The sequence below is a fragment of the Streptomyces sp. NPDC032091 genome (assembly GCF_055580265.1).
The window spans coordinates 59115-73307 of record NZ_JBVILR010000014.1 but is presented as its reverse complement, the minus strand read 5'-3'; the positions used below and the strand labels follow the sequence as shown (position 1 = coordinate 73307).

Below are 14193 nucleotides of genomic sequence, written 5' to 3'. Positions count from 1 at the left end.
TATTCCGGCGGATCAGTCCACCGTCACAGGCGCGCGGTGACCGATCCCACGCTCGGCCGTGCGCTCCCGCCCGGTCCGGCCGGGCGCGGTGGCGGCCGGCGCGGACGAGTTCACGATGCGGCTCGGGGCCTTCGGCGCGAGCTTCGCGCGCAGCGCCACCAGGGTGACCAGCGCGAGCGCGGTGGCGGCCAGCGGCACGAGGAACCCGTACGAGGATCCGTGCGCGTCCGTCAGGCGGCCGGCCACGATCACGGCGACGGCCTGCCCGAAGGCGACCGCACCGGTCAGCCAGGTGAAGGCCTCGGTGCGCGAGGCGGCCGGGACCAGCTGCTCGATCATCGTGTAGCCGGTGATCAGCGCGGGGGCGATGCACAGACCGACGACCAGGCCGACCGCGCCCATCAGGACGGCCGAGTTCACGGCCCACAGCACCGAGGCGGCGGCGGTCAGGCCGACGTAGCCCAGGATCAGGCGGCGGCGCGGGCCGATCTTCCAGGCGACGGCGCCCATGGTGATGCCCGCGATCATGTTGCCGGCCGCGAAGACGCCGTAGAGCAGGCCGTTGGCGCCCGGGTTGCCGATCTCGCCGGCGAAGGCGGTGAGCGATACCTGCATGCCGCCGAAGACGGCGCCGATGCCGAGGAACGCGACGATCAGGACGCGCAGGCCGGGGAAGGACAGGGCCGAGGCGTGCTTCTCGCCGGCGGCCGCCGCGGGGGCGGTCTTAGGCTCGGTGGAGCGCTGCGCGGCGAAGAACAGGCCGCCGAGCAGGGTCAGGGCCGCCTCGGTGGCCAGGCCGGCGGCCGGGTGGACCCCGGTGCACAGCGCGGTGGCGAGCACCGGGCCGACGACGAAGGTGAACTCGTCGGTGACGGACTCGAACGCGGCCGCGGTCGGCAGCAGCGGGGAGCCCTCCAGCTTGACCGCCCACCGGGTCCGGACCATGGGCCCGACCTGCGGGACGGAGGCGCCGGCCGGGACGGCGGCCAGGGCGAGCGCCCACAGCGGGGCGCCGAGCAGGGCCAGCGCGGTCAGGGCGGAGACCGCCGTGGCGTGGGCGAGGACGACCGGTACGAGGACGGCGCTCTGGCCGCGGCGGTCGGTGAGCTTGCCCATGACCGGGGCGAACAGGGCCATCGAGACGCCGGTGACGGCGGAGACGATGCCGGCGTCGCCGTAGGAGCCGGTGGCGTGCTGGACGAGCAGCAGGATGCTGATGGTCAGCATGCCGAAGGGCAGGCGGGCGGCGAAGCCGGGGAGGACGAAGGAGAGGGCGCCGGGCGTGCGCAGGAGCTGCCCGTAACCGGGTCGGGCGGACGTGTCGGTCGTGACCGCGGATGTCACGGCCTGGCCTTTCCGCTGCCTGGTAGAGCATCCCCGTCTGCGGACGGCGGGCCGCTTTGTGAGCGACCGCACCCGTACATGTGGGAGCCCCGAGAGCTGTCCTCTTGCGCAGAACCGAGTGATACCTGGGCGCCCACTGCGGGAGGGTGCCACGGCCGCTTTGCGGTCGCGCCAGCTCTGCGTCAGGCAGAGTTGGTTCGATGTGGTGTGCCTTCATCGTACAGGGGAATCCACTACCACGCCCTGTGATTACGGTGACAAGGCATGTCTTCACCTGCGATTAACTGGAACTTCGCATTCCGACCCTCCGAAATGGGGGCAAGGTCGGGTGCAAGCCACCGAAATTGCTGATTTAGAATGCCGCTCTAACTGAAAACCGCCGCCCGGGTGGCGCGAACGGCCACCCTCCGGCACCTAGAGTGACGTTCCGCCACCGGTGCCCAGCCACCCCGCGAGCTTGCCGCCGCGCGCCACCGCCCGCAGCCGCGCCTCCGCCGCGTCCCGCACCGGATCCGTGGCCACCACCAGCAGCTCGTCCCCCCGGCGCAGCACCGTCGACGGCGCCGGCACGAAGCTCTTCGCGTCCCGGACCACCAGCGTGACCGACGCCCCCGCCGGCAGCCGCAGCTCGCCGACCTCCACGCCGTGCATCCGCGACGCCTCGGGTATCGAGAAGGACAGCAGGTGCCCGCGCAGCTTCTCCAGCGGCGCCGACTCGATGCCCAGGTCCGCCGCGGCCTCGTCGGTCTCGCGCAGGTTCAGCTTGCGCGCCAGCCACGGCAGCGTCGGCCCCTGCACCAGCGTGTAGACGACGACCAGCACGAAGACGATGTTGAAGACCCGGTCGCTGCCCTCGATCCCGGTCACCATCGGGATCGTCGCCAGGATGATGGGCACGGCGCCGCGCAGCCCCGCCCACGACATCAGGACCTGCTCCGGCCACGCCACCCGGAACGGCAGCAGGCTGACGAACACCTCCAGCGGCCGCGCCACCATCGTGAGCACCAGTCCGATGATCACGGCGGGCCAGAAGTCCCCGGCCAGCTCGTGCGGGGTCACCAGCAGGCCCAGCAGCACGAACATGCCGATCTGCGCGATCCAGCCCAGCCCGTCGGCGAACCCCCGCGTGGCCGGCCAGTGTGGCAGCTTCGCGTTCCCCAGCACCATCGCCGCCAGGTAGACCGCGAGGAAGCCGGAGCCGTGCGCCATCGCGCCGGCCGCGTACGCGCTCACCGCGATCGCCATCACGGCGATCGGGTACAGGCCGGAGGCGGGCAGCGCCACGTGCCGCAGCCCGTACGCCCCCAGGAAGCCCACCGCCAGGCCTATCGCGGCGCCGATCGCCAGCTCCAGCGCGATCTCGCCGACCAGGACGTACCAGGCGTCCACCGGACCGACCGTCGCGAAGGCCACCACCAGGATGACGACGGGGGCGTCGTTGAAGCCGGACTCGGCCTCCAGCACACCCGTCACGCGCGAGGGGAGCGGAACCTTCCGCAGGACGGAGAAGACCGCCGCCGCGTCGGTCGAGGAGACGACCGCACCGATCAGCAGTGCCTGCCGCCATTCGAGTCCGACCAGGTAGTGCGCGCCGGCCGCGGTGACCCCCACGCTCACCGCGACGCCGGCCAGCGACAGGACGACCGCCTGCGGCAGGGCCGGTCTGATCTCTTTCCACTTGGTGCCCAGACCGCCCTCGGCGAGGATGACGACGAGCGCGGCGTAACCGATGACCTGCGTCAGCTCGGCGTTGTCGAATACGACGTTGCCGATGCCGTCCTGGCCTATGGCGATGCCTATGCCGAGGTAGATGAGCAGGCTGGGGAGGCCGCTGCGTGAAGAGATGCGTACCGCCGCGACCGCGACGAGCAGCACGAGCGAGCAGACCAGCAGGAGCTCGTTGAGCGTGTGGACAGTCAGTGGGCGGCCCTTTCCTCAAAGCGCGTCCGGCGGAACGTTCCACCGGCGGCGTATTCGGCAAGTGCTTCGTTACCTTACCTAATCTTTGACGGACTCTTTACGCGATACCCACATTGTGAAACGGCGGTTCCCCCCTGTCCTACGGACCTTGACCCCTGGCGGATCAACGGAGGCGGTCCTGCGCCTATGGTTGCTCCCAGCACTCCCAGGACCACCCTGCCCCTCGAAGGACAGCGATGCCCGCCAAAGAATCCGGACCTTCCGTCAAGAAGAAGGGACGACGCGCACGCCTGCTCGTGCTCGTCTTGGTCCTGGCGCTCTTGGCGGGCCTCGGCTACGGCGCGTACTGGAGCGTGGACACCGTGCGCGCTTCGTTCCCGCAGACCACCGGCTCCCTCAAGGTCCCCGGCCTGACCGGGACCGTCGACGTCAAGCGCGACGAGCACGGGATCCCCCAGCTCTACGCCGACAACGACGAGGACCTCTTCCGCGCGCAGGGCTTCGTCCACGCGCAGGACCGGTTCTGGGAGATGGACGTACGCCGTCACATGACCTCCGGCCGTCTCTCCGAGATGTTCGGCTCCGGCCAGGTCGAGACCGACGCCTTCCTGCGCACCCTCGGCTGGCGCCAGGTCGCGCAGGAGGAGTACGACAAGAAGCTCTCGGCCGACACGAAGAAGTACCTGCAGGCCTACGCCGACGGGGTCAACACGTGGCTGAAGGGGAAGTCCGGCAAGGACCTCTCCGTCGAGCACGCCGCCCTGAAGATCACCGACGGCTACAAGCCCGAGCAGTGGACGCCGGTCGACTCGGTGGCCTGGCTCAAGGCGATGGCCTGGGACCTGCGCGGCAACATGCAGGACGAGATCGACCGCTCGCTGATGTCGAACAAGCTCACGCAGGCGCAGATCGACGAGCTCTACCCCGCCTACCCCTTCGACCGGAACAAGCCGATCGTCGAGGGCGGCACCGTCGCGGGCGGCAAGTACGCGCCCCAGGGCACCGCGGCCTCCGGCTCCTCCACGACGGGCACCACCGGCACGGGCACCGGCACCACCGGCACGGGCGCCACCCCCGGCCCGGGCACCGGCACGGGCGCCACCACGGGCACCGGCGCCACCGGCTCGCAGGCCACCCCCAACGGCGGAGTCAACCCCGCCACCGGCCTCGCCGACAACGCGAGCGCCCAGGGCGCGGCCGTCGGCCTGCGCACGCAGCTGACCTCCCTCGCCAAGACCCTGGACGACATCCCGGCCATCCTCGGCCCCAACGGCAGCGGCATCGGCTCCAACTCCTGGGTCGTCTCCGGCAAGTACACGACCACCGGCAAGCCGCTGCTCGCGAACGACCCGCACCTGTCCCCGCAGCTGCCCTCGGTCTGGTACCAGATGGGCCTGCACTGCCGCGCCGTCTCGGCCAAGTGCCAGTACGACGTCGCCGGCTTCACCTTCTCCGGCATGCCCGGCGTGGTCATCGGCCACAACGCCGACATCGCCTGGGGCATGACCAACCTTGGCGCCGACGTCACCGACCTCTACCTGGAGCAGGTCCGTCCCGAGGGCTACGTCTACGACAACAAGGTCGTCCCCTTCACCACCCGTGAAGAGGAGATCAAGGTCGCCGGCGGCAAGAGCAAGAAGATCACCGTCCGCACCACCAACAACGGACCGCTGATCTCCGACCGCAGCGACCAGCTGGAGACCGTCGGCTCCCGCGCCCCCGTCCCGAGCTCGGCCCCCGACCGCGGCACCGGCTACGCCGTCGCCCTGCGCTGGACCGCCCTGGACCCCGGCAAGTCGATGGACGCCGTCTTCAAGCTGGACCGGGCCAAGGACTTCCCGAGCTTCCGGGCCGCGGCCGCGGACTTCGAGGTCCCGTCCCAGAACCTGATCTACGCCGACAACAAGGGCCCCACCGGCAACATCGGCTACCAGGCCCCGGGCCGCATCCCGGTCCGCGGCCAGGGCGACGGCCGCATGCCGGCCCCGGGCTGGGACCCCAAGTACGCGTGGAAGGGCGGCCGCGACGGCAACGCCGGCTACATCCCGCAGAACGAGCTGCCCTGGGAGCTCAACCCACAGCGCGGCTACATCGTCACCGCCAACCAGGCCGTCACCGAGTCCGCGACCACCGGGACCGGCGCCGGCGCCGGCGCCGGCACCGGCACCGGCACCGGCACCGGCACGAGCGGCCCCGGCGGCGCGGGCAAGTACCCGTACGTCCTGACCACCGACTGGGGCTACGGCGCCCGCAGCCAGCGGATCAACGACCTCATCGAGGCGAAGATCAAGGACAGCGGCAAGATCTCCACCGACGACATGCGCACCATGCAGATGGACAACAGCAGCGAGATCGCCGCGCTGCTGACCCCGATGCTGGCCAGGATCCCCGTCTCCGACCCGGACGTGCGCTCGGCGCAGAAGCTGCTGGAGGGCTGGAACTACACCCAGGAGAACGACTCGGCGGCGGCCGCGTACTTCAACGCGGTCTGGCGCAACATCCTCAAGCTGGCGTTCGGCGACAAGATGCCGAAGGAGCTGCGCGTCGAGGGCAGCTGCATGAACGTCATCGAGGAGAGCACCGGCCCCAACGACGACCTCGCCAAGACCGTCCGCGAGTGCGGCACGCGCGGTCCCGACTCCGCGCAGCCGGACGGCGGCGACCGCTGGTTCGAGGTGGTCCGCCGGCTGGTCAAGGACGAGAAGTCGCCGTGGTGGACCGCCACCCCGAAGACCGTCCACGACAAGCCCATCAAGACCCGCGACGAGCTCTTCGCCCGGGCGATGGAGGACGCGCGCTGGGAGCTGACCGCCAAGCTCGGCAAGGACCAGTCGACCTGGAGCTGGGGCCGGCTGCACCAGCTGACGCTGAAGAACCAGACCATCGGCAAGGAGGGCCCGGGCTTCATGCAGTGGCTCCTCAACCGTGGCCCGTGGAACCTGGGCGGCGGCGAGGCCACCGTCAACGCCACCGGCTGGAACGCCTCCAGCGGGTACGACGTCACGTGGGTGCCGTCGATGCGGATGGTCGTCAACCTCAACGACCTGGACAAGTCGCGCTGGATCAACCTGACCGGCGCCTCGGGCCACGCGTACGACGGCAACTACACGGACCAGACGACCCTCTGGGCCAAGGGTGAGCTGCTGGACTGGCCGTTCGGGAAGGACGCCGTCGACAAGTCGACAGTGGACACCCTGACGCTCAAGCCGTGAGCGGCGCGCACGGCCTGACCGCCCCGGCGTGATCAGGCCGTGAAGCGCACCACCCCCGACGGGGTGGCGACCGCCTGGACGGGGTGGTCGTGCGGTTCCTCCGGGACCCGCGCGACCACCTCTTCGTCGTAGAGGAGCACCACCAGCGCCGGATGCGCGCCGGCCCGCTCCAACCGGGCCAGCACCCGGTCGTACGAGCCCCCGCCCCGTCCGAGCCGCATCCCGCGCCGGTCCACCGCCAGCCCGGGCAGCAGCACCGCGTCCGCCCCGGTGACGGCCTGCGGGCCCAGCGGCGGACCGGAGGGCTCCAGCAGCCGCATCTTCCCCGGGTGCGCGGCCTCGGCCAGGCTGCCCGGGCCCTCGTACGCCGCCCAGTCGAGGTCGTTGTCCGGCAGCAGCAGGGGCAGCAGCACCCGCTTGCCGGCGTCGCGCAACGCGTCGAGCAGCTCGCGCGTGCCGGGTTCCGCGCCGACGGAGACGTACGCGGCCACCGTGCGCGCGCCGGCCAGTTCCGGCAGCGCCAGCGCGGAGCGCGCGAGCGCGCCCGCCGCCGTGCGGCGGGCCTCGGGTGACAAGGCCTGCCGAGCGGCGAGGAGTTGGCGGCGCAGGGCGGCCTTCTCGGGAGGGAACGGTGCATTTCCGGACAGGCTCTCTACCACAGTTAGGTCACATTTCCTTTTCTATCAGGACAGAGTTGGATCTATTTACCGGAATCTGGCCGGGTGTTCGGTACGACCCACTATGGTTCTGCCCATGACTCAGTCGCACCCTGTGATCAAGAAAGCCGTCATTCCGGCTGCGGGCCTCGGTACCCGTTTCCTGCCGGCGACCAAGGCGACCCCCAAGGAAATGCTCCCGGTCGTGGACAAGCCGGCCATCCAGTACGTGGTCGAGGAGGCCGTGTCGGCCGGCCTCGACGACGTCCTGATGATCACAGGTCGTAACAAGCGCGCCCTCGAAGACCACTTCGACCGCAACTACGAGCTGGAGTCGGCCCTGACCGCCAAGGGCGACGACGACCGGCTGAAGAAGGTCCAGGAGTCCAGCGACCTCGCCACCATGCACTACGTCCGCCAGGGCGACCCGCGCGGCCTCGGCCACGCCGTCCTGTGCGCCGAGCCGCACGTCGGCGACGAACCCTTCGCGGTCCTCCTCGGCGACGACCTCATCGACCCGCGCGACCCCCTGCTGCGCCGGATGGTCGAGGTCCACGCGAACACCGGCGGCACCGTCATCGCCCTGATGGAGGTCGACCCCGCCCACGTGCACCTCTACGGCTGCGCCGCCGTCGAGGCGACCGGCGAGGACGACGTCGTCCGCATCACCGGCCTCGTGGAGAAGCCGGAGCCCGCCGAGGCGCCCAGCAACTACGCGGTCATCGGACGCTACGTCCTGCACCCCGCGATCTTCGGCATACTGCGGGAGACCGAGCCGGGCCGCGGTGGGGAGATCCAGCTCACCGACGCCCTGCAGAAGCTGGCCGCCGACGAGAGCGTGGGCGGCCCGGTGCACGGCGTGGTCTTCCGAGGCCGCCGCTACGACACCGGGGACCGGGGGGACTACCTGCGGGCCATCGTCCGACTCGCGTGCGAACGTGAGGACCTGGGCCCGGAGTTCCGCACCTGGCTTCACCGTTACGTCACGGAGGAGATGTAGCACCTTGAGCAGCAGAGCACCGCAGGACACCGGCCACCACCGCCTGTGGTCGGTGGACGAGCACCTCGCGGACGTCCTCGCAGCCGTCCGGCCGCTGGAGCCCATCGAGCTCCAGCTGCTCGACGCCCAGGGCTGCGTCCTGGTCGAGGACGTCACCGTGCCCGTCGCCCTCCCGCCCTTCGACAACAGCTCCATGGACGGGTACGCCGTCCGCACGGCCGATGTCCAGGGTGCGAGCGAGGAGTTCCCCGCGGTGCTCACGGTCATCGGCGACGTCGCGGCGGGCAGCGGCGAGCTGCCCACCGTCGGACCCGGCCAGGCCGCCCGCATCATGACCGGCGCCCCGCTGCCCCCCGGAGCGGAAGCCGTCGTACCGGTCGAGTGGACCGACGGCGGCACGGGCGGCGGCGCCGCCTCCGGGATGACCCCGGCCAGCGCCGCGCCCGAGGGCGCGGGCGGCGAGGTGCGGGTCCACCGCGCGGCCGAGGCCCGGGCGCACGTCCGCGCCCGCGGCAGCGACGTCCAGGCCGGCGACCTGGCGCTGGCCGCCGGCACCGTCCTCGGCCCGCCGCAGATCGCGCTGCTGGCGGCGATCGGCCGCGGCACCGTACGGGTCCGCCCGCGCCCGCGCGTGGTCGTGCTGTCCACCGGCAGCGAGCTGGTCCAGCCGGGTGAGGCGCTGGCCGCCGGGACCATCTACGACTCCAACAGCTTCGCCCTGGCCGCCGCCGCCCGCGACGCCGGTGCCATCGCCTACCGCGTCGGCGCTGTCGCCGACGACGCCGACACGCTGCGCTCCACCATCGAGGACCAGCTGATCCGCGCCGACCTGCTGGTCACCACGGGCGGGGTCAGCGTCGGCGCGTACGACGTGGTCAAGGAGGCCCTGACCGCCGCCGGCTCCGGCGACGGCGAGGAGCCGCAGGCGGCCGGTGTCGACTTCCGCAAGCTCGCGATGCAGCCCGGCAAGCCGCAGGGCTTCGGCACGGTCGGCCCCGACCACACCCCGCTGCTGGCCCTGCCCGGCAACCCGGTGTCCTCGTACGTCTCCTTCGAGCTGTTCGTGCGCCCCGCCATCCGGGCCCTCATGGGGCTGCCGGCGTCGCAGGTCAGCCGTCCGGGCGTGCGGGCCGTGCTGAAGGCCGACGAGCCGCTGCGCTCCCCGGCCGCCCGCCGGCAGTTCCTGCGCGGGAAGTACGACCCCGAGGCGGGCACCGTCAGCCCGGTCGGCGGATCGGGCTCGCACCTGATCGCCGCCCTGGCGCACGCCGACTCGCTGATGGTCGTCCCCGAGGACGTCACCTCGGTGGAGCCGGGCAGCGAGCTGGAAGTCATCCCGCTCGGCTAGCCGACCCGCCCTCACTGCGGCCGCGTCCGGCCGGTCGCCCCGCGCGGCCGGCCGCCCCGTTCGCCCAGTGGTCCTGCCCGGCTCGGGAGGGCCCGGTGCGGGTAGCGTGTTGCACCACACAGGCCCCGGCGTTTCGGGGCCCGGAGCGGGAGCGGCACGTAGACATGAGTACGCAGAGCAGGCTGACGCACATCGACGAGGCCGGCGCGGCCCGGATGGTCGACGTATCGACAAAGGACGTCACCACCCGCACGGCGCGCGCCAGCGGCCGCGTCCTGGTCTCGCCCCGGGTGATCGAGCTGCTGCGCGGCGAGGGAGTGCCGAAGGGCGACGCCCTCGCCACCGCGCGGATCGCCGGGATCATGGGGGCCAAGAAGACCCCCGACCTGATCCCGCTCTGCCACCCGCTGGCGGTCTCCGGGGTGAAGGTGGACCTGAAGGTCGCCGACGACGCCGTCGAGATCCTCGCCACCGTCAAGACCACCGACCGCACGGGCGTGGAGATGGAGGCGCTGACCGCCGTCGCCGTCGCCGGACTCACCGTGATCGACATGGTGAAGGCCGTCGACAAGGGCGCGGTCATCACCGACGTCCGGGTGGAGGAGAAGACGGGCGGCAAGTCCGGCGACTGGACGCGCTCGTGACGCCGCCGCGCGGCGGCGAGGTCCACAGCCACGTGCCGCCCGTGGCCCGCGGGACCCGGGAAGCGCCGGCCGCCGCCGACGGCGCGCCCGTACCCCGCGGCCTGGTGGTCACCGCCTCCAACCGCGCCTCGCAGGGCGTGTACGCCGACAAGGGCGGTCCGCTGCTGGCCGAGGCCCTGGAGAAGCTGGGCTTCGCGGTCGACGGCCCGCGCGTCGTCGCGGACGGCGACCCCGTCGAGGCCGCGCTGCGGGAGGGCGTCGCCGCCGGGTACGAGGTCATCCTGACCACCGGCGGCACCGGCATCTCGCCGACCGACCGGACCCCGGAGGCGACCGCCCGCGTGCTCGACTACGAGATCCCGGGCATCCCGCAGGCCATCCGCGCCGAGGGCCTCGCCAAGGTGCCGACCGCCGCCCTGTCGCGGGGCCTGGCCGGCGTGGCGGGCCGCACGCTGATCGTGAACCTGCCCGGCTCCACGGGCGGGGTCAAGGACGGCCTGGCGGTGCTGTCGCGGATCCTGCCGCACGCCGTCGACCAGATCCGGGGCGGCGACCACCCCAGACCGGACGCGGCCCCCGGGAGCCCGAGCTGAACGGCCCGTCCTGGCCGGTGGTGCTGGCGGACGGCGACGTCACGCTGCGGCCGATAAAGATGCGCGACCAGCGCGCCTGGCGCGAGGTCAACCGGCGCAACCGCGACTGGCTGCGGCCGTGGGAGGCCACCATCCCGCCGCCGGCGCCGTGGGGGCCGGTGATCCACCGGCCGACCTACCGGCAGATGGTCCGCCACCTGCGGGCGGAGGCGAACGCGGGCCGGATGCTGCCCTTCGTCATCGAGTACCAGGGGCGGCTGGTCGGCCAGCTGACGGTCGCCGGGATCACCTGGGGATCGATGTGCGCCGCCCACGTGGGCTACTGGGTGGACCGGGACGTGGCGGGCCGCGGGGTGATGCCGACGGCCGTCGCGCTCGCCGTGGACCACTGTTTCCTGAAGGTCGGGCTGCACCGCATCGAGGTGTGCATCCGCCCCGAGAACGGCCCCAGCCGCCGCGTGGTGGAGAAGCTGGGCTTCCGGGAGGAGGGGTTGCGGCCGCGTTATCTCCATATCGACGGAGCCTGGCGCGACCACCTGGTCTTCGCGCTCACCGCGGAGGAGGTCCCGCAGGGGCTGCTGCGCCGCTGGAACCGGGTGCGCAAGAAGGAAAGCCCGCCGCCGACGACCACGCCGTAAGGCAGGTAATCGCAAAAGCGTTCGAATTACCGCTCGATTCGCCCATAACCTGATCCGAAGAATCACAAAAAAAGTCGGTGATATCAGCCGGATCGTGCGACACACCGGCCCAATTGGCTGATCCGTCCGGCCGCGCCCCTCTACGGTGTGGGTGTGAGCAGCAGCGGCCTCATCTACGCAGTCATCGTCGGGGCCTGGGCCGCCTACTTGGTGCCCATGTGGCTCCGGAGGCAGGACGAGCTGAACGAAGCGCGTCCGACGGAACGCTTCTCCACCGCCATTCGGCTGCTTTCCGGCCGGGCGGGAATGGAGCGCCGTTACGCCAAGGGGCTGCGTGAGCGCGGTGAAGTCCAGGCGGATCCCCAGCCCCACGCGGACCCGGACGCGGCGACCGAAACGGTGAATTCCGTGGACGCCGACGCCCGGGCCTTCGGCGTGCCCCCGACCCGGGCCGAACCGAGATCGGTCGAGGTCGAACGGGTCGAGCGGGTCCGTCGCCAGCAGCGCCTCCAGGTCCTCGCGCGCCGCCGGCGCACCACGGCCCTGCTCTTCCTCGCCTTCAGCGGCGGCGCCATCGCCGCGGCCGTCGGCGGGCTGCGCTACCTGTGGGCGCCGGCCGTCCCGGCCCTCCTGCTCAGCGCGTACATCGTGCACCTGCGCGTCCAGGAACGCCGGCGCTACGAGTTCACCATGGACCGCCGCCGCGCCGAGGCGGCCGCCCGCGCCCTGCGCGAGAGCCGCTCCCGCCGCCGCGACCCCGAGCCCGCCGGCGCCGCCGAGCCGGACCCTGCGCCGCCGGTCTCCCCCCAGGAGGCCGGGCGCCGCGCGCTCGTCGAGCAGACCGACCATGCCGAGTGGGTCGACCAGCAGCGCGAGCGCGAGCGCGGCCCGGCGCGCGGCGACAGCTGGGAGCCCGTACCGGTCCCGCTGCCCACGTACGTGACGGCCCCCGTCGCCCCGCGCGCCACCGGGCCGGTCAACCCGGACGGCTGGAGCGCCACCCGTTCGAGCGCCGCCGAGCCCACCAACCCGCGGCTGCGCGCCCAGCCGGGCCCGGCCCCCGCCAAGCCGGAGCCCCAGCCCCACCCGGCCACCCCGCGCCCGCGCGGCCGCGAGGCCGGGCGGACCCCGCTCTTCGACCAGTACGAAAGCGACGACCGGCCGCGCGCCGCGAACGAGTGAACGTCCCGGCCTCCGGCGGGTGACCTGCGAGGACCCCGCCGGAGGTGGTCGCCGCGCCCCGCCGGCCCGCGGCCGGGAACGCGTTTTGGAGCAGCGGCGCGGGGATGCTAATGTTTCACACGTCGCAAGGGCCTGTGGCGCAGTCTGGTAGCGCACCTCGTTCGCATCGAGGGGGTCTGGGGTTCAAATCCCCACAGGTCCACAGACGATGAAGGTCCCGTCCGATCGCAAGATCGGGCGGGACTTTCTGCTTTCCCTGAAGATCCGTCACGCCACACTGGGGCGCATGACGAACCAGGACGGCGCCACGGCGCAGGCGTGGAAAGCCCTCGGCGGTGCCGACGGGCTGTCGGAGCGGGTGGAGTACCGGGGCCCGAGCGGCCTGGAGGGTCCCCTGCCGGTGCGCGAGTTGGCGCGGGCCACCGTCGGGGTGTGCGCGCTCGCGGCAGCCGAGCTGGCCGCCGTACGGGCCGGGGGGACGGCCCTGGACGCGGCTCCCGTGATCGTGGACGAGGGGGCCGTGGCGACGGCTTTCGTCAGCGAACGCCACCTTCGGATCGAGGGCCGCGCCCCGGTGGGCTTCGCCCCGCTGTCGGGGTTCTGGCGGGCCGCCGACGGGTGGGTGCGCACCCACGCCAACTATCCGCACCACGAGGCGGCCCTCGTACGGGCCCTCGGCGTGCCGGCGACCCCGGAGGCGGTGCGCGGGGCCCTCGCCGGGCGTAGCGCCGTGGAGGTGCAGGAGCTCGTCCACGGGGAGGGCGGGCTGGCCGTCGCGGTGGCGCCCGAGTACGGGGCCGCGCAGCCGCTGGCGGAGTGGGTACGGGGGGACGCGCGCGGCGTGCGTCCGCTCGGGCCGGCGGCCGCTTCGCTTCCGGCCTCGGGGGTGCGCGTGCTGGACCTGACCCGGGTCATCGCCGGCCCCGTCGCCACGCGCACGCTCGGCGTGCTCGGGGCGGACGTGCTGCGGATCGACCCCCCGGGGCTGCCGGAGGCGGACGACGCGTACGCGGACACCGGGTTCGGGAAGCGGTCGGCGCTGCTGGACCTCGCGCGGGCGGAGGACCGGGCGGTACTGGAGGGGCTGCTCGACGGGGCGGACGTCGTCGTCACGGGCTACCGGCCGGGGGCGCTGGAACGTTTCGGCCTGGGCGGGCGGGAGCTGCTGGAGCGGCGGCCGGGGCTGGTGGTGGCGGAGTTGTGCGCGTGGGGCAGGCGGGGGCCGTGGGCCGGGCGGCGGGGGTTCGACTCGCTGGTGCAGGCGGGGTACGGGATCGCCGCGCGGTGCGCGGGGGAGGACGGCGTGCCGGGGGTGCTGCCGGCGCAGGCGTTGGACCACGGGACGGGGTACCTGATCGCGGCGGGCGTCCTCAGGGCGCTGGCGGGCGGGACCGGGGGGCTGCTGCGGTTCTCCCTGGCCGGGACGGCGTCGTGGCTGGTGCGGGACGTCCCGGGGGCGGGGCCCGGGGTGCCGGGGTACGCGGCGGGGCCGTGGCTGCGGGAGGGGCCGTCGGGGTACGGGACGCTGCGCCACGCCGCGAGTCCGCTCGGGGAGTGGCGGCGGGGGCCGTCGCGGTGGGGGAGCGACCGGGCGGAGTGGCTCGGGCGGTAGCGGGGCGGGGGGCGGGCGGTCGAACGCCGGCGGCGGGTCGTGCG

General features: G+C 72.9%; 11 protein-coding genes and 1 tRNA gene. 9 read left to right on the top strand and 3 right to left on the bottom strand.

Annotation, left to right across the window (positions count from 1 at the left end; all coding sequences use genetic code 11):
- Positions 1-12: 12 nt before the first annotated feature.
- Both ACZ5NJ_RS22540 and ACZ5NJ_RS22535 read right to left on the bottom strand, forming a co-directional pair.
- Positions 13-1344, bottom strand: coding sequence for an MFS transporter (locus ACZ5NJ_RS22540; protein ID WP_468766890.1), 1332 nt, complete (start codon positions 1342-1344; stop codon positions 13-15).
- A 414-nt stretch (positions 1345-1758) separates the two neighbouring features.
- Positions 1759-3219 (bottom strand): potassium/proton antiporter, encoded by a 1461-nt coding sequence (locus tag ACZ5NJ_RS22535; protein WP_468766889.1) that lies wholly within the window; start codon positions 3217-3219, stop codon positions 1759-1761.
- A 281-nt stretch (positions 3220-3500) separates the two neighbouring features.
- Here ACZ5NJ_RS22535 and ACZ5NJ_RS22530 point away from each other — a divergent pair, with 281 nt between their 5' ends.
- Positions 3501-6476, top strand: coding sequence for a penicillin acylase family protein (locus ACZ5NJ_RS22530; protein ID WP_468766888.1), 2976 nt, complete (start codon positions 3501-3503; stop codon positions 6474-6476).
- 32 nt (positions 6477-6508) lie between these two features.
- Here ACZ5NJ_RS22530 and ACZ5NJ_RS22525 read toward each other — a convergent pair whose 3' ends face one another.
- Positions 6509-7135, bottom strand: a complete 627-nt coding sequence (locus ACZ5NJ_RS22525) for a 5-formyltetrahydrofolate cyclo-ligase (protein WP_468766887.1) — start codon at positions 7133-7135, stop codon at positions 6509-6511.
- Between the two features lie 94 nt (positions 7136-7229).
- Here ACZ5NJ_RS22525 and galU point away from each other — a divergent pair, with 94 nt between their 5' ends.
- The 8 genes from galU to ACZ5NJ_RS22485 all read left to right on the top strand — a co-directional run bounded on the left by galU (position 7230) and on the right by ACZ5NJ_RS22485 (position 14149).
- Entirely contained in the window at positions 7230-8132 is a 903-nt protein-coding gene (galU, locus tag ACZ5NJ_RS22520; RefSeq protein ID WP_468766886.1) for a UTP--glucose-1-phosphate uridylyltransferase GalU, read from the top strand.
- Positions 8133-8136: 4 nt separating this feature from the next.
- A complete protein-coding gene (gene glp, locus ACZ5NJ_RS22515; protein WP_468766885.1) occupies positions 8137-9480 on the top strand; it encodes a molybdotransferase-like divisome protein Glp in 1344 nt (447 codons plus the stop codon).
- A 164-nt stretch (positions 9481-9644) separates the two neighbouring features.
- Positions 9645-10124, top strand: a complete 480-nt coding sequence (gene moaC, locus ACZ5NJ_RS22510) for a cyclic pyranopterin monophosphate synthase MoaC (protein WP_344151322.1) — start codon at positions 9645-9647, stop codon at positions 10122-10124.
- Positions 10121-10717, top strand: a complete 597-nt coding sequence (locus tag ACZ5NJ_RS22505) for a MogA/MoaB family molybdenum cofactor biosynthesis protein (RefSeq protein WP_468766884.1) — start codon at positions 10121-10123, stop codon at positions 10715-10717. The genes moaC and ACZ5NJ_RS22505 overlap by 4 nt, the downstream gene beginning before the upstream one ends.
- 17 nt (positions 10718-10734) lie before the next feature.
- Complete coding sequence (locus tag ACZ5NJ_RS22500) at positions 10735-11355, top strand: GNAT family N-acetyltransferase (protein ID WP_468766883.1); 621 nt, start codon at positions 10735-10737, stop codon at positions 11353-11355.
- Positions 11356-11508: 153 nt separating this feature from the next.
- Positions 11509-12537, top strand: coding sequence for a divisome protein SepX/GlpR (gene sepX / locus ACZ5NJ_RS22495; RefSeq protein ID WP_468766882.1), 1029 nt, complete (start codon positions 11509-11511; stop codon positions 12535-12537).
- Positions 12538-12665: 128 nt separating this feature from the next.
- Positions 12666-12739: transfer RNA gene (locus ACZ5NJ_RS22490), tRNA-Ala, on the top strand.
- Positions 12740-12823: 84 nt separating this feature from the next.
- Entirely contained in the window at positions 12824-14149 is a 1326-nt protein-coding gene (locus ACZ5NJ_RS22485; RefSeq protein WP_468766881.1) for a CoA transferase, read from the top strand.
- Positions 14150-14193 lie beyond the last annotated feature (44 nt).

What these genes read in the sequence shown, in the direction of transcription:
- moaC (WP_344151322.1), top strand. Translation starts at nt 9,645, where the DNA reads ATGAGTACGCAGAGCAGGCTGACGCACATCGACGAGGCCGGCGCGGCC.
- galU (WP_468766886.1), top strand. Translation starts at nt 7,230, where the DNA reads ATGACTCAGTCGCACCCTGTGATCAAGAAAGCCGTCATTCCGGCTGCG.
- ACZ5NJ_RS22485 (WP_468766881.1), top strand. Translation starts at nt 12,824, where the DNA reads ATGACGAACCAGGACGGCGCCACGGCGCAGGCGTGGAAAGCCCTCGGC.
- ACZ5NJ_RS22530 (WP_468766888.1), top strand. Translation starts at nt 3,501, where the DNA reads ATGCCCGCCAAAGAATCCGGACCTTCCGTCAAGAAGAAGGGACGACGC.